At 50.9% G+C, this 19,903-nt stretch carries 19 protein-coding genes; 5 read left to right on the top strand and 14 right to left on the bottom strand.

Going from position 1 to position 19,903, the window contains the following annotated elements:
- Positions 1-61: 61 nt before the first annotated feature.
- Entirely contained in the window at positions 62-592 is a 531-nt protein-coding gene (hpt, locus tag AC6R1O_RS03385; protein WP_334553906.1) for a hypoxanthine phosphoribosyltransferase, read from the top strand.
- Positions 593-680: 88 nt separating this feature from the next.
- On the opposite strand, the gene can is transcribed toward hpt, so the two are convergent.
- Entirely contained in the window at positions 681-1,349 is a 669-nt protein-coding gene (can, locus tag AC6R1O_RS03380; RefSeq protein ID WP_334553908.1) for a carbonate dehydratase, read from the bottom strand.
- A gap of 348 nt (positions 1,350-1,697) precedes the next feature.
- Here can and AC6R1O_RS03375 point away from each other — a divergent pair, with 348 nt between their 5' ends.
- The 3 genes from AC6R1O_RS03375 to AC6R1O_RS03365 all read left to right on the top strand — a co-directional run bounded on the left by AC6R1O_RS03375 (position 1,698) and on the right by AC6R1O_RS03365 (position 5,312).
- Positions 1,698-3,368: a SulP family inorganic anion transporter gene (locus tag AC6R1O_RS03375; RefSeq protein WP_500632894.1), complete on the top strand. Its 1,671-nt coding sequence runs from the start codon at positions 1,698-1,700 to the stop codon at positions 3,366-3,368.
- Between the two features lie 256 nt (positions 3,369-3,624).
- Positions 3,625-4,542, top strand: coding sequence for an ABC transporter ATP-binding protein (locus AC6R1O_RS03370; RefSeq protein WP_334553911.1), 918 nt, complete (start codon positions 3,625-3,627; stop codon positions 4,540-4,542).
- Positions 4,542-5,312, top strand: a complete 771-nt coding sequence (locus tag AC6R1O_RS03365) for an ABC transporter permease (RefSeq protein WP_334553913.1) — start codon at positions 4,542-4,544, stop codon at positions 5,310-5,312. Before AC6R1O_RS03370 ends, AC6R1O_RS03365 begins: the two co-directional genes overlap by 1 nt.
- Before the next feature lie 96 nt (positions 5,313-5,408).
- Here the strand turns inward: AC6R1O_RS03365 and panC are convergent, their stop codons facing one another.
- The 7 genes from panC to sfsA all read right to left on the bottom strand — a co-directional run bounded on the left by panC (position 5,409) and on the right by sfsA (position 11,442).
- Positions 5,409-6,329 carry a pantoate--beta-alanine ligase gene (panC, locus tag AC6R1O_RS03360; RefSeq protein WP_500630133.1) on the bottom strand — a complete coding sequence of 307 codons (921 nt, stop codon included), beginning with the start codon at positions 6,327-6,329 and terminating at the stop codon, positions 5,409-5,411.
- A gap of 11 nt (positions 6,330-6,340) precedes the next feature.
- Entirely contained in the window at positions 6,341-7,135 is a 795-nt protein-coding gene (panB, locus tag AC6R1O_RS03355; RefSeq protein ID WP_334553917.1) for a 3-methyl-2-oxobutanoate hydroxymethyltransferase, read from the bottom strand.
- A 37-nt stretch (positions 7,136-7,172) separates the two neighbouring features.
- On the bottom strand, positions 7,173-7,661 hold the full coding sequence (gene folK / locus AC6R1O_RS03350) for a 2-amino-4-hydroxy-6-hydroxymethyldihydropteridine diphosphokinase (RefSeq protein ID WP_500630132.1): 489 nt from the start codon (positions 7,659-7,661) through the stop codon (positions 7,173-7,175).
- Positions 7,658-9,019: a polynucleotide adenylyltransferase PcnB gene (pcnB, locus tag AC6R1O_RS03345; RefSeq protein ID WP_500626655.1), complete on the bottom strand. Its 1,362-nt coding sequence runs from the start codon at positions 9,017-9,019 to the stop codon at positions 7,658-7,660. Before pcnB ends, folK begins: the two co-directional genes overlap by 4 nt.
- A 142-nt stretch (positions 9,020-9,161) precedes the next feature.
- Positions 9,162-10,055: a tRNA glutamyl-Q(34) synthetase GluQRS gene (gluQRS, locus tag AC6R1O_RS03340; protein ID WP_500632893.1), complete on the bottom strand. Its 894-nt coding sequence runs from the start codon at positions 10,053-10,055 to the stop codon at positions 9,162-9,164.
- Positions 10,056-10,132: 77 nt separating this feature from the next.
- The gene (gene dksA / locus AC6R1O_RS03335) at positions 10,133-10,579 is read right to left on the bottom strand and encodes an RNA polymerase-binding protein DksA (RefSeq protein ID WP_500630129.1); all 447 of its coding nucleotides are present in this window, start codon (positions 10,577-10,579) and stop codon (positions 10,133-10,135) included.
- Positions 10,580-10,719: 140 nt separating this feature from the next.
- Positions 10,720-11,442 carry a DNA/RNA nuclease SfsA gene (gene sfsA, locus AC6R1O_RS03330; protein WP_500632752.1) on the bottom strand — a complete coding sequence of 241 codons (723 nt, stop codon included), beginning with the start codon at positions 11,440-11,442 and terminating at the stop codon, positions 10,720-10,722.
- 87 nt (positions 11,443-11,529) lie between these two features.
- Here sfsA and hrpB point away from each other — a divergent pair, with 87 nt between their 5' ends.
- Positions 11,530-13,980, top strand: coding sequence for an ATP-dependent helicase HrpB (gene hrpB, locus AC6R1O_RS03325; RefSeq protein WP_500632751.1), 2,451 nt, complete (start codon positions 11,530-11,532; stop codon positions 13,978-13,980).
- A gap of 26 nt (positions 13,981-14,006) precedes the next feature.
- On the opposite strand, the gene AC6R1O_RS03320 is transcribed toward hrpB, so the two are convergent.
- The 6 genes from AC6R1O_RS03320 to AC6R1O_RS03295 all read right to left on the bottom strand — a co-directional run.
- Positions 14,007-14,813, bottom strand: coding sequence for a helix-turn-helix domain-containing protein (locus AC6R1O_RS03320; RefSeq protein ID WP_500632750.1), 807 nt, complete (start codon positions 14,811-14,813; stop codon positions 14,007-14,009).
- Between the two features lie 218 nt (positions 14,814-15,031).
- Positions 15,032-15,856, bottom strand: a complete 825-nt coding sequence (gene rhaD, locus AC6R1O_RS03315) for a rhamnulose-1-phosphate aldolase (RefSeq protein ID WP_500656475.1) — start codon at positions 15,854-15,856, stop codon at positions 15,032-15,034.
- A gap of 26 nt (positions 15,857-15,882) precedes the next feature.
- Complete coding sequence (rhaM, locus tag AC6R1O_RS03310; RefSeq protein ID WP_334568377.1) at positions 15,883-16,209, bottom strand: L-rhamnose mutarotase; 327 nt, start codon at positions 16,207-16,209, stop codon at positions 15,883-15,885.
- 8 nt (positions 16,210-16,217) lie between these two features.
- Positions 16,218-17,489 (bottom strand): L-rhamnose isomerase, encoded by a 1,272-nt coding sequence (locus tag AC6R1O_RS03305; protein ID WP_500632748.1) that lies wholly within the window; start codon positions 17,487-17,489, stop codon positions 16,218-16,220.
- A gap of 10 nt (positions 17,490-17,499) precedes the next feature.
- Entirely contained in the window at positions 17,500-18,921 is a 1,422-nt protein-coding gene (gene rhaB, locus AC6R1O_RS03300; RefSeq protein ID WP_500632747.1) for a rhamnulokinase, read from the bottom strand.
- Between the two features lie 216 nt (positions 18,922-19,137).
- On the bottom strand, positions 19,138-19,903 hold a 766-nt coding region (locus tag AC6R1O_RS03295), incomplete at its 5' end, for a glycoside hydrolase family 88/105 protein (protein WP_500656474.1).

Raw genomic sequence — 19,903 nt, 5'->3', positions numbered from 1 at the left:
GGGCATATAGGCGCGAATACGCTATCCTTCAGGTACTGGCAAAACGAAAGACGAGATGGGTATGAAACATACAGTAGAAGTGATGATTTCTGAGCAAGATGTTCAGGCGCGAGTAAATGAGCTGGGCAAGCAGATCACCGAGCACTACCAAGGAAGTGAAGACTTGGTGTTGGTTGGATTGCTGCGTGGTTCGTTTGTCTTTATGGCCGACTTAGCGCGCCAAATTGACCTGACGCATCAAGTGGATTTCATGACGGCTTCTAGCTACGGCAATACCATGGAAAGCTCACGCGATGTTCGCATCTTGAAAGATCTCGATGACGACATTAAAGGCAAGGATGTGCTGATTATTGAAGACATTATCGATACAGGCAACACACTCAACAAAATCAAAGAAATTTTGTCGCTGCGTGAACCTAAATCGATCGCCATCTGTACGCTGCTTGATAAGCCTTCGCGTCGCGAAGTCGAGGTGCCTGTGGATTGGATTGGTTTCTCAATCCCGGATGAGTTTGTCGTTGGTGTTGGTATTGACTACGCGCAAAAGTATCGCCATCTTCCATACATCGGTAAAGTGGTACCACAGGAATAAAGTGGTCACACATAAACTGGCAACACGACATTGAACAATGCCCGCGATTGCGGGCATTGTTGTTATTAGGTTATGTGTGTCAATGAACTTAGCGACACAAGAGTTTTTGTTCTGGGTTGAGGATCGCTTCCATCGCTTTCTGATAAGAGTCATCGACCGATTCTCTTGAGCTTGAACGCACGCCCAAATACTCCAGTTTACCGTCGCCAATCCCATACACAACACCGTGGATTTCCACGTCCTGACCGCGCTCCCACGCATTTTGCATAATGGTCGAGTTGCCCAAATTGTACACTTGCTCCGCAACGTTGATTTCACCCAGCTTGTCCGCTTGATCCTCTAACGGCATGCCATCAAGGTAGTGACGATGCTTAAAGTAGAGATCGCGAATATGCAGTAGCCAGTTGTTAATCAGGCCAAGTTGCGGATTGTCGATCGCCGCTTTCACCCCGCCGCAGCCATAGTGACCACACACGATAATGTGCTTCACCTTCAACACATCTACCGCGTATTGCACCACAGACAAACAGTTGAGGTCGGTGTGAATGACTTGGTTTGCCACATTTCGATGAACGAAGAGCTCACCAGAGTACAACCCGGTCAGGCGCTCTGCTGGAACACGGCTGTCTGAACAGCCAATCCACAAGAAGCCTGGGCTCTGTCCTTGTTCCAATTGAGTAAAATATTCAGGTCGCTCGGCTTTGATCGACTCTGACCACTTAGAGTTATTATCAAATAACTGTTTAATCTCTGGCATCTTACTTATCAATCCTAAAAAAATGTTTCATCACTATACATAATGTTACAAATTCATACTCGTAAAAAATCAGTAAAAAGGCACTCATCTGACGAGTTTAGGGATGAAAATACATAAACTTAGTCGAGTTCCTAACAAACAGTTATAAAGTAGTCGGAATGTGATACCAATTACTGTTACTGCTGAGGGGTAACATTTGTTAGAGTGATGTTTTTGCGGCATTTCGCCTCAATAATCTGATTTTTCACGTCAGATAGTAGCATAAATTTTATGGTTATTGGTTTTCCACTTGGTATTCACGCGCTGAAGCTAAGTGGTGGAAGATGTTGTTAAGCATGGAGCAAGGTTGTGCTTGGAAATCGATTTGAAGATATCAATATTAAAGGCGATCTGTTTGGCGGTGTGACCACTGCGATCATTTCTCTGCCACTCGCACTGGCGTTTGGTGTGGCGTCAGGCGCTGGGGCTGAGGCGGGTTTATGGGGGGCGATCATGGTCGGTCTGTTCGCTGCCCTGTTCGGTGGTTCGAATACTTTAATCTCAGAGCCGACGGGTCCAATGACAGTGATCATGACCGCCGTTCTCACCAGCATGATGGCCAAATACCCTGAAACGGGTATGGCGATGACCTTCACCGTGGTGATGATGGCGGGCGCATTCCAGATCTTGATTGGAACATTAAAGCTCGGAAAATACGTCACTTTGATGCCATATAGCGTGATCTCCGGGTTTATGTCGGGTATTGGCGTGATCTTGATTATCCTTCAGCTCTCGCCGTTATTGGGGCATGCCGCCCCTGCGGGTGGTGTGGTTGGGACGCTTTCCGCTTTGCCTGACACTTTGGCCAACATGAAATTCAGTGAGCTGCTTCTTGGCGCGTTGACCTTGGCCATTCTGTTCTTTTTCCCTAAACAGTATCGCAAATATGTCCCTGCGCAGTTGGTTGCGCTTGTGGCGGTGACCTTGCTCTCCGTCGTGCTGTTTGAGCCTGACGCGATTCGTCGGATTGGTGAAATTCCTGCGGGGCTGCCTTCTCTGGTGATGCCGCATATCGATCCCTCGATGCTGGTGGAAATGGTGATCGATGCCTTGGTACTGGGCACGCTGGGCTGTATCGATACCTTGCTGACTGCGGTTATCGGTGACTCGCTCACGCGTAAAGAGCACGACTCCGACAAAGAGCTCCGTGGTCAGGGCCTTGCCAACATGGTCTCAGGTCTTTTTGGTGCTCTGCCGGGGGCGGGCGCAACCATGGGCACGGTGACCAACATTCAAGTGGGGGCACGTTCTCCGCTCTCAGGCGTGATTCGAGCACTGATTTTGGCCTTAGTGGTTTTGGTGGCGAGTGGCTTAACCGAACCTATTCCGATGGCGGTGTTGGCTGGTATTGCGGTGTATGTCGGATTTAACATTCTTGACTGGAGTTTTATCCAGCGTGCGCACAAGGTCAGCTTTCCGGGCATGGCCGTCATGTATGGTGTGATGCTGTTGACGGTGTTTGTGGATTTGATTGTCGCTGTGGGGCTAGGGGTGTTTATCTCCAACATTATCATCATCGAGCGCCTTAGCCGCGAGCAAGCGAGGCAGGTCAAAGCAATCAGTGATGCGGACCAAGACGATGTACCACTGACTGACAGCGAGCGCGCCTTACTCGATAAAGCCAACGGTAAAGTGCTGTTCTTCTATCTCTCCGGCCCGATGATTTTCAGTGTTTCTAAAGCGATTTCGCGTCAACACAGCAGTATCTCTGACTATCAAGCGATGATCTTGGATTTGACCGATGTACCTATGATTGATGTCACCGTCGGGCTTGCGTTGGAAAACGCCATCAAAGACGCATTGGACGCCAAATGTCAGGTTTACTTGCTCTGCCCGAACGAAAATACCCGTCAGCAACTTGAGAAGTTCCACGTGATTGATCTCGTGCCAAGTGACAACACCTTTAAGTTCCGTTACGAAGCACTAAAAGCCGCGCTGAAACATGTCGATGAGACACCGGAAATCGTTGACTCGATCTAATTGAAACTCGGTGTACGCTCCCCATTCGCCTTACGCAGTGGGGAGCTTATCCGGTGCGAATCCATTCTTCCTATCACGTTCCCTTTCCACGCTCTATTTTTCACTCTATATGTTTTCGCTATAACTTCTGATTTCTATATTTCCAAAAAAGTCGAAAGGTTTAATTGTAATCAACCGCGTTCGCCGATACACTGATTACCATTCATCGCCCCAATTCTGAGGCGATATGCAAGACCAACAGGTACAGACAACCATTATGTATGCACTAGAAATAGACCAGCTACGTAAAACGTACGCCGGTGGCTTTGAAGCGCTCAAAGGAATCAGCTTACAGGTCAAAAAAGGGGATTTTTACGCCTTGCTTGGGCCCAATGGTGCGGGTAAATCCACCACTATTGGCGTCATCTCGTCATTGGTTAACAAGACTTCAGGCACGGTGAAAGTGTTCGGATATGACATTGATACCGATCTTGAGCTCGCCAAACAAAACTTAGGCTTGGTTCCACAAGAGTTTAACTTTAACCAGTTTGAAACCGTTGAGCAGATCGTATTGCAGCAAGCCGGGTATTACGGTGTGCCTAAGTCACTAGCCAAAGAGCGGGCGAAAACGTATCTCACCAAGCTCGATTTGTGGGAAAAACGCGCCGAGCGTGCTCGCAATCTGTCGGGTGGCATGAAGCGCCGTTTGATGATCGCCCGTGCGCTGATGCACGAGCCACAACTCTTAATTCTCGACGAGCCGACCGCCGGCGTTGATATCGAGCTGCGCCGTTCGATGTGGCAGTTCTTAAAAGAGATCAACCAAGAGCAGGGCATCACCATTATTCTGACCACGCACTACCTCGAAGAAGCGGAAATGTTGTGTCGCAATATTGGCATCATCAGTAAAGGTGAGTTGATTGAAAACACCACCATGAAATCCTTGCTGAGTAAGCTGACGGTGGAAACCTTTATCTTGGATCTGCAAGAGGGGGTCGAGGTCGCGCCATTGGAGGGGGTGATTCGTCAGCAGCTCACGGCGGGCTCTTTGGAGATTGAGATCGACAAGTCGCAAGGTTTGAACGACATCTTCAGTCAATTGAGTGAGCAAGGTGTCACGGTTCAGTCAATGCGCAACAAAGCGAACCGTTTGGAAGAGCTGTTCGTGACCATCGTTAGAGAGGGGGCGAAGTAATGCTTCAGTTGTATTGGACGGCGTTTTGCAGTCTGTTAACCAAAGAGATCAACCGCTTTACCCGTATCTGGGTGCAAACCTTGGTGCCGCCAGCAATCACCATGACGCTCTACTTCATTATTTTTGGCAGCTTGATTGGGTCGCGTATTGGGGAAATGAACGGCTTTAGCTACATGGAGTACATTGTACCGGGTTTGATTATGATGTCGGTCATCACTAACTCCTACTCGAATGTCGCCTCGTCGTTTTTCAGTGCCAAATTTCAGCGCAATATTGAAGAGCTGTTGGTCGCGCCAGTGCCCAACTATGTGATCATTCTAGGCTTTGTGATGGGCGGTGTGGTGCGTGGGCTATTGGTCGGCACCATCGTCACCTTTGTGTCACTGCTGTTTGTTGACCTGCAAGTGGAGCACTGGGGGATCATCATCGCGACAGTATTCATGACCTCGGTGGTGTTCGCTTTAGGGGGATTGATTAATGCCGTCTACGCGAAAACCTTTGATGACATCTCTATCATCCCGACGTTTGTTTTGACGCCGTTGACCTACTTGGGGGGCGTGTTCTATTCGATCAGCTTGTTGCCTGAGTTTTGGCAAGGGGTATCGAAGATAAACCCTATCGTCTACATGGTGAACGCTTTCCGCTACGGATTTCTGGGCGTGTCTGACGTGGGTATTGTCACCTCTTTTGGGGTCTTGAGTGTGTTTGTGTTGGCCTTGTATGGCGTGGCGCACTACCTCGTCACCAAAGGCATCGGCTTGCGTTCTTAAACTGAGATGACTCTTTTAGTGGAACATAAAAGAGCGGAACAAAAAAGGTTGGCGAAATGCCAACCTTTTTACGTTCTGCGATTTACGTATCGACAATTACGCTTTGCTCGACTCGGCGCTCTCGCTGGTCGCTTCATCTTCTTCGTTGCCACTGACGTCCGATGAGGAAGTTAACTCGACCACTTGGTTGTCGATAAGGCGAGCCTTACCCAAAAAGGCCGACATCAAGATCACCGCTTGGGTGGTCTCTGTGGTGATTGCTTGCAGGGTGCGTGCATCTCGAATGAAGATCTCATCCGGTTGCAGGCCTGCGGCGCGGAGCTGATCGCTCGCATCTTCAATGATCGATGCGTAGTCATCGCGCCCACCACGCATGGCACTGCTGATCCAGCGCATCGTGCGTGCTAATACCGGGGCGAGTTGACGCTCTTCAAGCGTCAGCAAGCCGTTACGTGAACTCATGGCTAATCCATCCATCTCACGCACGGTCGGTACACCAATGATCTCAATATCCATCGCCAGATCGAGCGTCATCTTACGAATGACCGCCAGCTGTTGGAAATCTTTTTCACCAAAGCAGGCAACGTCAGGCTGAACGATGTTGAACAGCTTAGTCACCACGGTCGCAACCCCTTTAAAGTGCCCAGGACGTGAAGCACCTTCAAGAATGGTGGATAAACCTGGGACATCGACCGATGTCTGTTTATCGAGCCCTTCAGGGTAGATGGTCTCAGGTGTCGGCGTAAAGACTACCTCGACGGCTTCACCGCTGAGTTTGGCTAAATCGTCGTCGAGTGTGCGCGGGTAGTTATTGAGATCATCCGCTCTATCAAACTGCATGGGGTTAACGAAAATACTCACCACCACCACATCGGCGTTTTCACGCGCTTTGCGCACTAGCGTCAGGTGACCTTCGTGTAAATTGCCCATAGTGGGAACAAAAGCAACCCGACGGCCATCACGCTTATACTGTTTGATTTGCTCTCTAAGAGCGGCAATATCAGCAAAAGTTTGCATGGGTTTGATCCTTAAGCAATCGTGTGAGCGTCATCTGGGAACGCACCACTCTCTACATCCTCTTTGTATTTCGCTACAGCTTTACGCATGTCGCCCGTTTCGGCAAGGAAGTTTTTCGAGAACTTAGGCATGTAATTGGCTGAAATACCGAACATATCGTGCATAACGAGGATCTGACCATCGGTCACATTGCCCGCACCAATACCAATCACTGGCACATCACACACTTCGGTAATGCGTCTTGCCAGCTCGGCAGGAACACACTCTAGCAAGATGATTTGTGCGCCCGCTTCTTGAAGCGCAAGCGCATCACGCACCATGCGATCGGCTTTGTCTTGCTCACGACCTTGCACTTTGAATCCGCCAAAAATATTGACAGATTGCGGCGTCAAGCCAAGGTGCGCACACACAGGTACGGCGCGCTCAGTCAGCATTTTTACGGTTTCAACTAACCAATCGCCACCTTCGATTTTGACCATGTTCGCCCCGGCACGCATCAGCGTCGCGGCGTTTTCACACGCTTGTTCCGGTGTGGCATAGCTCATGAAAGGCATGTCCGCCATCAGTAGGCAGTTTGGGCTGCCCGCACGTACGCAGCGAGTATGGTAAGCCACTTCATCAACTGTGACTGGCAGTGTACTGGTCGTGCCTTGCAATACCATACCAAGGGAATCACCCACCAAAAGAACAGGCATTTCCTGACTTTCAAATAACTGCGCAAAGCTGGCATCGTACGCCGTCGAGGTGGCGAACTTACGGCCTTCTTGCTTCCATTTCATCAAGTCATTAATCGAGATTTTTTTCATTTTTCTTTCCTTACCATGAGGGTGGCAGGCGCAATCATTAAGACGACTGCCATTGACGCAGGCCGTTTCTGTCTACTTGCTTGAGCAGTTCAGAGAGCCTGGCCCCATCTGGGAGCGTTAAATTTGGTGCGATTTCGGCGAGCGGGTAGAGAACAAATTCTCTCTCTTTCATTCCATAGTGAGGAAGCGTTAATCGCTCGGAATCCATCACCTCATTGCCGTAAAGAATGATATCGAGATCTAAGGTTCTTGGGCCCCAGCGTTCATCTTTACGGACACGCCCTTGAGATTGTTCAATCGCTTGGGTGCAATCGAGCAGTTCAATGGGGGTTAATCCTGTTTCAATCGCCACCACGGCATTGATGTAATCCGGCTGATCTTGTGGCCCCATGGGGCTACTGCTGTAGAGCGCGGAGGTGGCGATAAAGCGCGATTTTGGCAGCGATTTGAGCGCTTCAATGGCCTCATTCGCTTGGGTCACAGGATCAGACAAATTGCTGCCGACAGCAATGTATGCGGTGATCATGATGACGCCTTGCTGCGCTTTTTACGGTTGGTTCTGCGGCGACGTGTTTTTGGCTCGCCGGTCTCATTGGCATCGAGGTCAGCGACCATAGCTTGACGCATATTTCGCCCGGCGTTTTGGAAGGTCTCCCACCATTTGGCCAGCGCTAGGGTCTCCCCTTGCTCGACTTCACCGCGCATCTCTAGGAAATCAAAGCCAGCGCGGAACTTGTTAAGCTCAAGCAGGCGGAACGCACGCTTGCCATTGCGGCGCGGCATACGCAGCTGCAATTGCCAGATCTCACGAATGGTTGCAGTGTGACGACGAGGAATCGCGATGGTGCGCACTTGCTCATCGAGCACTAGGTTGCTCGCTTCCATAATGGCGTCATACTCTGAGAGCTTTTGCTTTTCCATCAACAGAGCGGCTTTTTCTTGCAACGGGTACCACAGTATCGCCGCGAACATAAAGGCAGGGTTGATGCGCTTGCCTTCCTCAATGCGCTGATCGGTAGAGTCGAGTACCAGATCCAGCATCTGCTCGGTTGGAGACGAGTAATCTTCGGTAAAGTACTGCGCAATGGTCGGGAAGAGTTGCTGGAACAGGTTGTACTCACGCATCAAGTGATACGTCTCTAAGCCATAGCCCGATTGTAGCATCTTGAGTGACTCTTCATACAAGCGCGCAGCAGGGATGTCTTGAAGAAGGTGAGCCAGTTCTTCAATTGGGGCTGCGGTCTCTTCTTCGATATCAAAGTCCAACTTCACCGCAAAGCGGATCGCGCGCAACATGCGCACAGGATCTTCGCGATAGCGTGTGTCGGGATCACCAATCAAGCGAATCAGCTTATCTTCGAGGTCTTCCATGCCGCCCGCGTAGTCGTGAATCGAGTAGTCGCTGATGTTGTAGTACATCGCGTTCACGGTGAAATCGCGGCGCTCAGCGTCTTCATCGACAGTGCCGTAGACGTTATCGCGCAGCAACATCCCTTCTTTCGATTGTTGAGAGACGTTTTTGCTTGGCTCTTGGTGATGACCGCGGAACGTCGCTACCTCGATGATGTCTCGACCAAACATGATATGCGCGAGACGAAAACGTCGACCGATTAAGCGGCAGTTTTTAAACTGCTGGCGGATTTGTTCCGGGGTCGCATTGGTCGCGATATCAAAATCTTTGGGGGATTGATTAAGCAGCAGATCGCGAACACCTCCTCCTACGAGGTAGGCGTCATAGCCTGCACCATGAAGACGGTATAGCACCTTCAATGCATTATCGCTGATCTGTTTGCGTGAGATATTATGCTCTTGGCGAGTAATAATATTTAACGAAAGCTGCGGATAAACTTGAGTTTCGTTGGGTGTATCGTCGTTTTTATTCATGTGCTTCTAGCTGTTATTCGGTGTTTGCCTAGTCAGGTTGATGTTCCAATCCGTATGCAGATTGCGTGCTGAGCCTTGATTTTCCTTAGGCGTTGCGGTCATGTTCAGCCCAATTCGGCGCGAATTTGCGGCTAATGATAGCCTACGGGGAGCGGTTTGAGAATATGGGTGTGATCTCGATCGGCTGAGGGAGTGCCTCAATCGACCAATTCTCCACGCCCCAAGCGATGATCTCTTCCACGCTCCCAGAGGAGACTTCCGGCGTCATTGGTAAACCCAAAAAGCGCATCGCATCGAGCAGCGCGGGTATCGGGTCTTGTAGGTCAATCGCCGGCGCATGGTTCTGTTTCGATAGCTTTTGCCCGTTCTCACCGATGGCGAGCGGCAAGTGCAAATAGCTCACCGGTGTTTGTCCGAGCAATTTATACAGGCTGATTTGTCTGCCTGTAGGCTCAATCAAATCGGCGCCGCGCACCACTTGAGTAACGCCTTGCTCGATATCATCCAATACTACCGCAAGGTTATAGGCAAAATAGCCATCGCGACGTTTGATAATAAAATCTTCATCTGCGAGCGCGCGTGGGATGTCAATGGTGCCATGTTTGAGGTCGTCAAACTGGTACGTCGGCTTGGACATGGTGAGCCTGACTGCGCACGATGTGGCGTCGTTCAACGCTTTGTCACGGCAAGTGCCCGAGTAAAATCCGCCCGTCGCTTTGATTTGTTTGCGCGTGCACTGACACAAATAGGCATCGCCGCTGCGTCGCCAATGGTCAATTTGCGCTTGATAGACGTCTAAACGCTGGCTTTGGTAAAGGATCTGACCATCCCAATGCAGGCCATACGCTTCTAAGGTTTTCAGGATGAGATCGGCTGCCCCTGGCACCTCTCGTGGAGGGTCAAGGTCTTCGATGCGTACCAGCCACTGCCCTTGCTGCGCTTTGGCTTGAAAGTAACTGCCGAGGGCAGCAACCAGTGAGCCAAAATGGAGCGGGCCTGAGGGGGAGGGAGCAAAACGGCCAATCATATTCGTCATAGATAAAAACCAAAAAGGGAGCCAATGCTCCCTTAATGTATACCCTAAGTGACTAGGATACAGCGGGTGATGCAGGATTAACCTTGCATTTGCTTCTCTTTGATCTCTGCAAGCGTTTTACAGTCGATACAAAGGTCAGCGGTAGGACGAGCTTCTAGACGACGGATGCCAATCTCGACGCCACAAGATTCGCAAAAGCCAAAATCATCTTCTTCGATCTTGTTTAGCGTTTTCTCAATCTTTTTGATCAAGCGACGCTCACGGTCACGGTTGCGAAGTTCTAGACTAAATTCTTCTTCTTGTGAGGCGCGGTCAACGGGATCAGGGAAATTCGCGGCTTCGTCCTGCATGTGGTGCACAGTGCGATCAACTTCTTCCCTGAGCTGGTTACGCCAAGCTGTCAAAATTTTTGTAAAATGAGCCATTTGCTCAGGTGACATGTACTCTTCACCTGCTTTTTCTTGGTATGGCTCAACCCCTGCAATGGCTAGGATGCCTAGCGCTTTTTTCTTTGATTCTGGCATGCAGCATCTCCTACTAACACCTAGTCAACTGCGCTCTGCAGTTAATTTTAAGGCGGGTATCTATAGCAAAAAGAATCAACCGAGGCAAATACTAGAGATGAAACTTACAATCAATGTGAAGGCGACATCATTTTTTGCCCCTAGCACCGAAAATTGAGCGGCTCTACTAGTGCTATCTCATCCTCGTTGAGCGTGGCCTTGTAGCACAAGACTTCCACCCCGTTTTCTATTGCTGTTTTGAGTAATTGTGAATAATCGGCGTCTATATGGTGGGCAGGAGAGACTTTTTCAATACCTGAATGTAAAACGGTGAATAAAAGTACCGCTCTGCTTCCACTTTGTGCCATCTCGGTCAGTTCTCTTAGGTGCTTTTGACCACGTGTTGTCACGGCGTCAGGAAAGTAACCTTGTCCCTTTTGCTGATTCTGCGTTTCATCCAACAGGGTGACACTTTTCACTTCTATATAGCAGTTTGGTTTGGATTGTGCAGAGAGCAAGATATCAATCCGACTATTTTCACTGCCATACTTCTGCTCAGTTTGAAGTCGCTCATAGCCTTGCAGCTCTTTGATGGTGCCATTTTTAATCGCTTCGACAGCCAATGCGTTGGCGCGCGCGGTGTTAATACAGATGCGATGCTGCTGCGCGGTTTGAGTTAGCTCCCAACTGTTGGGGTACTTGCGTTTTGGGTTGTCTGAGGTCGAATACCACACCGGATTACCCGGCGTGGCGCAACCTGTCATTGCTCCTGTGTTGGCGCAGTGAATGGTCCGCTCACTGCCATCGGGCAGGGTGACGTCGGCGAGAAAGCGTTTATAGCGCTGGATGAGTGTGGCGCGTTGCAAAGAGGGGGAAAACTTCATAACTAAGACTTAACAGAGTGAGAGAGTTAGGATCAGTACTGTTTTTATGTACAATTGAGCTCTCAATTAGAGCATAAGGTTTCTCCATTGTCACAACTGCCGATTCAAGACGTGATGCCCGAGCTTCTCGCAGGCGTCGCGCATCACGCTCAACTGATCCTCAAAGCGGCGCCGGGTGCCGGTAAATCGACCTACTTTCCACTGCAACTGCTCAACGCAGGCATTGTGCAGGGAAAAATCATCATGCTTGAGCCCAGACGCTTGGCGGTGAGAAATATCGCGCACTATTTGGCGAAGCAGTGTGGGGAGCGGGTTGGACAAACCGTCGGCTATCGGATGCGCGGTGAGAGTAAAGTCAGCCAAGCGACACAGCTTGAAATCGTCACCGAGGGCATCTTAACGCGCATGATCCAGTCCGATCCTGAGCTGAGCGGCGTTGATATGATCATCTTTGATGAGTTTCACGAACGCAGCTTGCACGCCGACACCGCGTTGACGTTCTGCCTTGAGATTCAGCAAGCGCTGCGCGATGACTTAAAGCTGGTGGTGATGTCGGCGACGCTCGACCAGCGAGCGCTGCAAACCATCATGCCTGACGCGGCGTATGTGGAATCGCACGGGCGCAGCTACCCGATTGAGTATCGCTACCAGCCCCTTAAGCCGAATCAAGGGCTAGAAGAGGCGATGGCGAAGCAGATCCGCCACCTGATGGCGACCGAGTCTGGTTCGTTGCTGGCGTTTCTCCCTGGCGTTGCCGCTATCCGGCGCGTGGCGCAGCGTCTTGAAGATTTGGGCGAGGGTATCCTCGTCTGCCCTCTATACGGTCAGCTCAGTTTTAACGATCAGCAAGCGGCGATCGCACCGGCGCCGCAACGTAAGGTGGTTCTGGCGACCAACATTGCTGAAACCTCATTGACCATTGAAGGCATTCGTCTGGTCATCGACAGCGGCGTCGAGCGCATTGCCAAGTGTGATAGCCGCACAGGCATTACTAAGTTGGAGCAAGTCCGCATTGCTAAATCCTCCGCCGAGCAGCGCGCGGGTCGTGCTGGGCGCATCGAGCCGGGGCTGTGCGTGCGCCTGTACAGTGAAAGTCAACTGAGTCAGCAGCCGGATGTGCCCGCGCCAGAGATGCAGCATGCCGATCTCTCCGGTCTTGCGATGGAGCTGGCGCAGTGGGGAACACAAGACAGCGATGAGCTGACCTGGCTGACCCCGCCACCCAAAGTCGCGTTGGCGCAGGCGCGTCTATTGCTACGATCACTCGGTCTGCTCAACGAGCAGGCATTATTAACCGCGCAAGGTCAGCGCGCCTGTGCACTTGGATTGGAGCCGAGACTGGCGGCGATGTTACTCCACAGCGACGAGCAGAGCTGGCAGCAAAGCGCCGTATGGGTAGCGGCGTTACTGGAAGAGCCAGAGCGTCACACGCTCGATTTTCGCACCAGCGTTTGGCGTTTACGCCAAGGCCAACACAGCAAGCAAAAAGTGGTCAGTGCGCGCGCGGCGGCGCTAGCGAAGATGCTCGCCATCACAGCGCCATTGGCGGCGTTAGATGATGCCCTTGTCCCGGTCGCTCTGGCCAGTGCCTATCCTGACCGCATTGCGCAGCAACGCAGCAGCGGCACCGGTACCTTCTTGCTCGCCAATGGTCATGGCGCACAGCTTGATGACAGCGAACCGCTCGCCGATGCGCCGTATCTAGTGGTGATTGACTTACTACGCAGTCAATCGGACGCGTCACGTATTCACCTTGCGCAAGCCTGTGATGTCTCGGTGCTTGAGCAGCATTGTCCGTCGTCATTTACTGATCATGACTGGGTTGATTGGGATGAAAAAAAAGGCCGCTTAGTCGCCGAGAAACAGAAGAAGCTCGGCGCGCTCGTGGTGTCTCGAACCGCAATGGCAACGCCAGATAAAGAAAAAATGACACAAGCTTTACTGAGCTATGTACGCCGTAAAGGCTTGTCTGTATTAGAGTGGTCTGATCGCGCTCGTGACACATTAGAGCGCATTCGCTGCGCTGCGCAGTGGCTGCCAGAGCACGATTGGCCAGATTGCTCTGACGATGGCTTATTGGCGGCTCTAGAGCGCTGGCTAGAGCCGTACATGAATCAGGTCACGTCGGTCAAGCAGTTGGCATCGATATCGATAGAGCAAGCGCTGCTGGCCTATTTGGGCTGGCCGTTAAATCAGCAGTTGGATGAGTGGCTGCCTACGCACTACACGCTGCCAACGGGCACACGAGCGCGGATTCGTTATCAAGATGGACAAGAGCCCGTGCTGTCGGTTCGAATTCAAGAAGTGTATGGCGAGCAGACGTCGCCACGCATTGCCGACGGTCGCAAAACCTTAGTATTGGAGCTGCTCTCTCCGGCGCGCAGACCGTTGCAGATCACCCGAGATCTCGCAAGGTTCTGGGCAGGCAGCTACGTGGAAGTACAAAAAGAGATGAAGGGGCGCTACCCCAAACACGTTTGGCCGGATGATCCTGCCAATCATGTGGCAACGACAAAGACCAAGCGGCACTTTAACTGACAGGGCTACTTAACGGTCAGGGCGCGTTAACGGAACTGGGATGGCGTCTGATGGGTAAAGCGCTTGAATTTAGTGCTGAAATAGTTGCTGTCTTTGTAGCCGACTTGAAAGGCAATGTCGGTGATCGACAGGTCAGAGTAATGGAGCAGATCAATGGCTTTATTGACTCGAACACGGTGGACGTAGTTGTTGAACGTGAGGTTAGTGACTTGCTTGATCTTGCGGCTCAGAGTGCGTGACGAGATGTTAAACCGCTCGGAAATGTCGTTGACGCATATCTCTTCACTGTAGTTATTCTGTAACCAGTCGATCACTTGCAAAATGGTGTTGTCGTCGGCGTTGTTATTTTGGGAAGTTAACCGTCCGCGTGACAGCTCAACGATCAACTGCTGAAACAGCGCTTCAGCCATAATGCGAGAATCGACCGAGTTCTGCATCGCTTCTTTTTCGAGTTGCGCCATCAGTTGCTCGGTGCGTTTCAACGTGGCGGTGGAAATCAGCCAACTTTTCTCTTCGGACTCTTCCCTCGGTAGTAGATTTTTCAGCAATGGTGAGTAGGCCAGTCGACTCTTTTTAAACAAGATATTAGTTAGATGGAGGTCATCTACCTGTTCGTACAAGTGACGGTCATTGGGTGAAATAAAGCAAATATGATTCTTTGCGAGATTGGTCGGGATGTCATTAAGAATGTGTTGTCCCGTGCCTTTGGTGACAATGATCAACTCGTGAAAATCATGCGAATGTTCTGGGTAGTTGGGTTGAGGAGCACGGACTTCGGCACACACGGCGGAGTCTGAAGTATGAAAAAAGTCGTCACCGTTTAATTGAAACATTGTTTTACTCCTCTTTGGTTGTTTTTTTGTACTCCTTTCATGTTGGAGCAGCAACTCTGGGATAGACAGAATGTGATCTTTAGTGCGACATGGAAGTCAGAGTGTGATCCTTTTCACTTCTCCAGTTTTTGCTCTAATTTCGGAGAAAAAACACAGAAAAGCCGAGAAGTGGAGGACTTCTCAGCCATTTACATCTGTGGCAGCGACGCCGTACTGGCTTAGAGGTTAAAAGTCTCTTTCAGCGCTAGCATATCTTCAGGGCTGACGCCTTGTGGGATAAATCCACTGGCTAAGCACATCAAATAGAGTTTGGCGCCTTTGTTGGCGACATCGACAAAATCGAACGCGGTCAGTGCGTCTTTGCCGGTGGCGACAGCGCCATGTTTTTCCCAAATAGCGACGTCGTGCATCAGCAGCTTATCGCGGGTTCCTTGGGCCATGGTTTGGCTACCCGGCATGCAGTAAGGCACTATGCCAATCCCTCTAGGTACGAAAGCGCGCACTTCTGGCAGCATTTGCCAACAAGCTATGGTGTACGCATCATCGTTTTGCGCAAAATCTGGATGATGGGAAAGTGCGATCAGCTCAATTGGATGCGTGTGAACCACGCATCGGCTATCTCGCCCAGCCTGCTGTTGCGAGATGATGATCTCCACATGAGAGATAAATTCGCTGGTGGGGGCGAAATCTGGATTATTTCGTCCACCCCAAAGCAGATGGTATCCCTGTGCGCTGTCGTCAATGCGCAAAATGCAGCCCGCTGCTTCTGGGTCACGTAACTCACGAATCCGCTCTCCCGTTCCTTTGACAAAAAAGAGATGACCCGCCGCAGCGCTTGGAAAGGCATCACCGCCAATCATAGAGAGCTTCTTATGCGGAAAAGCACTGAGGTCGGGTGGGAGAACGCCAAAAATATCAGTAATGTCGACAGAGATATTACCGCCATTACGCTCTGCCCACTCTCGTTGCCACAGATACTGCGCGACTTCGCTTACTTTGGCGATTTCGTCTTGGACTGCTTGGTTTATGGTCACCGTTTGCATTTGAATTCCTTAATTGATAGTCGTGGTTACGCGAGATAGAAGACCGATTGCAGTGGCACTGAACGAGGTGAATTATCCTCGTTGGTATCCATGATGTCGGCCATGTATCGCCACCACTTTTGGCAGATGTCAGTGTCTGCGATGGCTTGCCATTTCTCTTCACTTCGTACATTGAGGCAGGCAAACAATTGCTCAGTCTCAGGGTGAAGAAAAATGGAATAGTGCTCGGCGCCGTGTGCTTTTAGCGCACGTTCCAGTTCAGGCCACAGTTCATCATGGCGACGCTGGTACTCTCGGGCTTGGCCGGGTTTAAGCTGCATGACCGTGGCGATTCTGATTGCATTGGGCGTCATGGGCTCTCTCACTCTGCATCACGGCGCAGCAGTACGGTTTCCTCGTACTCTTTGATATCGCGTAGCCAATCCAAACCGACAGGAACCTGGTTCATCAAACAGTAGTAATCCCAGACCGCTGCCCATGGCGCGCTGCGGGTCTCTTCTAATAGAGCCAGTCGTGTGGTGTAGTCACCGCTGTTTTCCGCTAGGCGCAGTTGCGTTTCGGGTTCGAGCATCGCTTTGAGTAGCGCTTTGCGCGTATTGCGTGTGCCAATCACCCAAGCGGCAACGCGGTTGATGGACGCATCAAAGAAATCGAGTCCCACATTGACGCGATCAAAGAGCTTGTTGCGAACAATTTCGTTGGCGATGGCTTGGGTTTCATCATCCAAGAGTACGACGTGGTCGCTGTCCCAGCGAATAGGGCGGGTGACATGAAGCAAGAACTCTTTCACATAGAGTGAGCAAGCCGAAATCTTGTCACTGATTACTTCTGTTGGGTGGAAGTGCCCCGCGTCGAGACACAGCAAAATGTCGCGTGTGGCGGCATAGCCCATATAGAACTCGTTGCTGCCTACTGTGTAGGCTTCAGCGCCAATGCCAAAAAGCTTGCTTTCGACGGCGTCTTTGTGAAAAGCGCTATCAATCGGCTCGGCGATGATTTCATCCAATGAGGCCATTAAGCGCTGTCTAGGGGTTAAGCGATCGATGGGCACATCTTTCATGCCATCCGGAACCCAAATGTTCATTACTGATGGAGTACCAAGCTCTTTACCAAAGTACTCTGAGATTTTTCGGCTCGCCTTGCAGTGGTCAATCCAGAACTGACGAATCTCAGCGTCGGGGTGAGAGAGGGTAAAGCCATCCTCACTGAGTGGGTGTGAGAAGCATGAAGGGTTAAAGTCCAGTCCTAACTCATTCCGTTTGGCCCATTCAACCCAATTCTTAAAATGCTCAGGTTTGATCTGGTCGCGCGGAACGGGTTGGTCCGATTCTAAGTAGATGGCGTGCAAGTTGAGTCGCTTAGCACCCGGGATCAAACTGAATGCTTTATCGAGATCTTGACGCAATTCTGCGGGTGTACGCGCTCTACCCGGGTAGTTCCCTGTTGCTTGGATACCACCACTGAGTGCTTGCTCTGGGTTTTCAAACCCACGCACGTCGTCCCCTTGCCAGCAATGGATGGAGATGGGAATCTCATTGACTGCTTTTATGACGTTGTCGGTATCAATGCCCATATCGGCAAATTGTTGTTTCGCCAGTTGGTAGGCTGAATGAATCTGTTGTTGAGTTGGCATCAAAGTATCCTTATTGAGTCAAGGCGTCGAAGCGCGCTTGCTGCGCGTCGAGTTGTGAAATCGGTGTCGGTGAAAATTGGGTGAGTTCGAAAGAGTGCGCGATGATCTCGCGCCCATGCTCAATCGAGTGCACCGCGCCAGTGGCAATCAATTGACCCATCATATTGCCCAGTGCCGAAGCTTCAGTCGGATTAGCCAAGACGGGCACTTGACAGGTATTAGCGCACAACTGGTTGAGAAAATGATTGTTGGCTCCGCCGCCCACCACGTGAATGGCGGTCAGAGGTTTGGGCGCTAGATGGTTAAGTTGAGCAAACACTTGTGCATAGCGCAGTGCCAGACTGTCGAAAATGCAGCGCGCAATCTGTGCCAATGTTTGTGGGGTTCCTTGCCCTGTTCGTTGGCAAAAATCGACGATCGCGTGCTCCATGTTGTCAGGGTTGAGGAAGCAGGCGGCGTCCGGGTCAATCAAAAACTCGAATGCGGGGCTTTGCTGAGCCACCTCCACTAAATGAGCGAAGTGATATTCGCTGTGCAGTTTTTGGATGGATTGAATCAGCCACAGTCCCATGATGTTTTTCAAGGTGCGATAGGTGCCACCCGCACCGCCTTCATTTGTCACGTTGGACAGTAGGGCTTCGTCATTCAATGTGGGATGAGCGGACTCGTATCCCATGAGCGACCAGGTTCCTGAACATAAATAGGCGCACGTGTCGGATTGGAGTGGCGTGCCTAATACCGCTGACGCCGTGTCATGGCTGGCAATGGACGCGACTGGAACAGTTTTGTACTCACCAATGATCTGGTTAGGCGCTTTCGGCTCCAGAAACCAATCACTTGGAATACCAATGCGATCAAGCAAAGCTTGGCTCCACTGTTTGGTGCGACAGTCAAGCAGTTGGGTGGTGGACGCGTTGGTGTACTCGCAATGCTTGACGCCAGTCAGGCGATAGTTGAGGTAGTCAGGAATCAGCAATAGGGTCGCCACATCGCTGAGTGATTCTTTGGGCAGTGCGCACAATTGGTAAAGCGTATTAAAGGGCAAAAATTGGATGCCCGTGGTTTGGTAAAGGGCTTTTCGGTCGAGTGTGTCGGCCAGCAGTTGCTCCATGACACCTTGAGTGCGCGCGTCTCGATAGGAGACTGCAGGGCTGTGTCTTTGACCTTGTTTATCCAGCAGAACAAAGTCGACACCCCAAGTGTCAATACCTATGCTCGCAGGGTGAATCCCACTTTCGAGCACGACGTCGATACCGATACACACTTGTTTAAACAGGGCATCAATATCCCAGCAGTCTTGACCTTGGATTGAAACCAATTGGTTGGTAAATCGATGTTGCTCATCAAGGGAGAGGCGCTGACCATCAAACGTTCCTAGCATGACTCTGCCGCTAGAGGCGCCAATATCAATCGCAATTACGTGTTGCTGCATTATGGATGTCCGTTGTTCTTAATGTGAGAAATTATCGGTAAATCTCTTCTTGAGAGACTTAAAAAAAATGCAGGGGTTGGCGATAAGGTGTCAGGTTTTTCAATATCGATTTGCGTTAGATCACAAAAGCTCACACCTCCGTTTTTTGTGCACAACAGGTGAAAAAAGCCCTGCATGAGCAGGGCAAACATCGCGTTTCGAGGACACGGTAGGTGTTTATAAATAGGTACGTAAATACTCAGAGAGACAAAGGATCGCCATAGCCTGACCATAAGGCATGGAGGTCAATGGGATGTTGCGGTAGTAATCGAGGTCATCGCCCATGGCGGTGCCAAAAGAGACATTGATCAGTTCACCGGATTCGCTGATGTAGTCCTTGATGAGGACATCGACGGCTTTGTTCGCCATTGGGGCGTAGTCGGCAGAAATGTATCGCTTGCGTACGGCTTTTAATATGCCATACGCAAAACCCGCCGTGGCTGACGCTTCCACATAAGAGTGATCGTCATCGAGCAGGGTGCACCACAAGCCACTCTCTTGTTGAGTGCGAGCGAGCATCGCCACCTGACGTTCAAGAATGTGCACCAAGTGACGACGATAAGCGTCATGCTCTGGCAAGTCGAGCAACTCAAGGAAATCAGGGATCACTATCGTGACCCAGCTGTTGCCGCGTGCCCAACGTGCATTGGCAAAGTTATGGTTGCCATCAAAGGTCCAGCCATGGAACCAAGCGCCGGTCTCGCGATCCATAAGGTATTGAATGTGGGTCAGGAACTGATATTTCGCTTCTTCCACATACTCTGGGCGGTCAAGCAGTAGGCCAATCTTGGTGAGCGGCATGACGCTCATCATGAGTGTGTCATCCCACATCTGCTCATTGTTTTCACTGTTGTAAACAATGTGCTGAATGCCACCGCTTTGCGTTTTGGGCATCTGGTACATCACATACTCTGCCCAAGCTTCCAGATACGGGATCAAGGAT

This window comes from Vibrio sp. R11-SG3-ISO3-SZ (assembly GCF_059834345.1).
Note: the sequence above shows the minus strand (reverse complement) of the source record. Positions and strands in the feature narration are given on the sequence as shown.

What these genes read in the sequence shown, in the direction of transcription:
- rhaB (WP_500632747.1), bottom strand. Translation starts at nt 18,921, where the DNA reads ATGCAGCAACACGTAATTGCGATTGATATTGGCGCCTCTAGCGGCAGA.
- sfsA (WP_500632752.1), bottom strand. Translation starts at nt 11,442, where the DNA reads ATGAAGTTTTCCCCCTCTTTGCAACGCGCCACACTCATCCAGCGCTAT.
- gluQRS (WP_500632893.1), bottom strand. Translation starts at nt 10,055, where the DNA reads ATGACGAATATGATTGGCCGTTTTGCTCCCTCCCCCTCAGGCCCGCTC.
- can (WP_334553908.1), bottom strand. Translation starts at nt 1,349, where the DNA reads ATGCCAGAGATTAAACAGTTATTTGATAATAACTCTAAGTGGTCAGAG.
- AC6R1O_RS03305 (WP_500632748.1), bottom strand. Translation starts at nt 17,489, where the DNA reads ATGCCAACTCAACAACAGATTCATTCAGCCTACCAACTGGCGAAACAA.
- panB (WP_334553917.1), bottom strand. Translation starts at nt 7,135, where the DNA reads ATGAAAAAAATCTCGATTAATGACTTGATGAAATGGAAGCAAGAAGGC.
- pcnB (WP_500626655.1), bottom strand. Translation starts at nt 9,019, where the DNA reads ATGAATAAAAACGACGATACACCCAACGAAACTCAAGTTTATCCGCAG.
- AC6R1O_RS03370 (WP_334553911.1), top strand. Translation starts at nt 3,625, where the DNA reads ATGTATGCACTAGAAATAGACCAGCTACGTAAAACGTACGCCGGTGGC.
- dksA (WP_500630129.1), bottom strand. Translation starts at nt 10,579, where the DNA reads ATGCCAGAATCAAAGAAAAAAGCGCTAGGCATCCTAGCCATTGCAGGG.
- AC6R1O_RS03365 (WP_334553913.1), top strand. Translation starts at nt 4,542, where the DNA reads ATGCTTCAGTTGTATTGGACGGCGTTTTGCAGTCTGTTAACCAAAGAG.
- rhaD (WP_500656475.1), bottom strand. Translation starts at nt 15,856, where the DNA reads ATGCAAACGGTGACCATAAACCAAGCAGTCCAAGACGAAATCGCCAAA.
- rhaM (WP_334568377.1), bottom strand. Translation starts at nt 16,209, where the DNA reads ATGACGCCCAATGCAATCAGAATCGCCACGGTCATGCAGCTTAAACCC.
- panC (WP_500630133.1), bottom strand. Translation starts at nt 6,329, where the DNA reads ATGCAAACTTTTGCTGATATTGCCGCTCTTAGAGAGCAAATCAAACAG.
- hpt (WP_334553906.1), top strand. Translation starts at nt 62, where the DNA reads ATGAAACATACAGTAGAAGTGATGATTTCTGAGCAAGATGTTCAGGCG.
- folK (WP_500630132.1), bottom strand. Translation starts at nt 7,661, where the DNA reads ATGATCACCGCATACATTGCTGTCGGCAGCAATTTGTCTGATCCTGTG.
- AC6R1O_RS03320 (WP_500632750.1), bottom strand. Translation starts at nt 14,813, where the DNA reads ATGTTTCAATTAAACGGTGACGACTTTTTTCATACTTCAGACTCCGCC.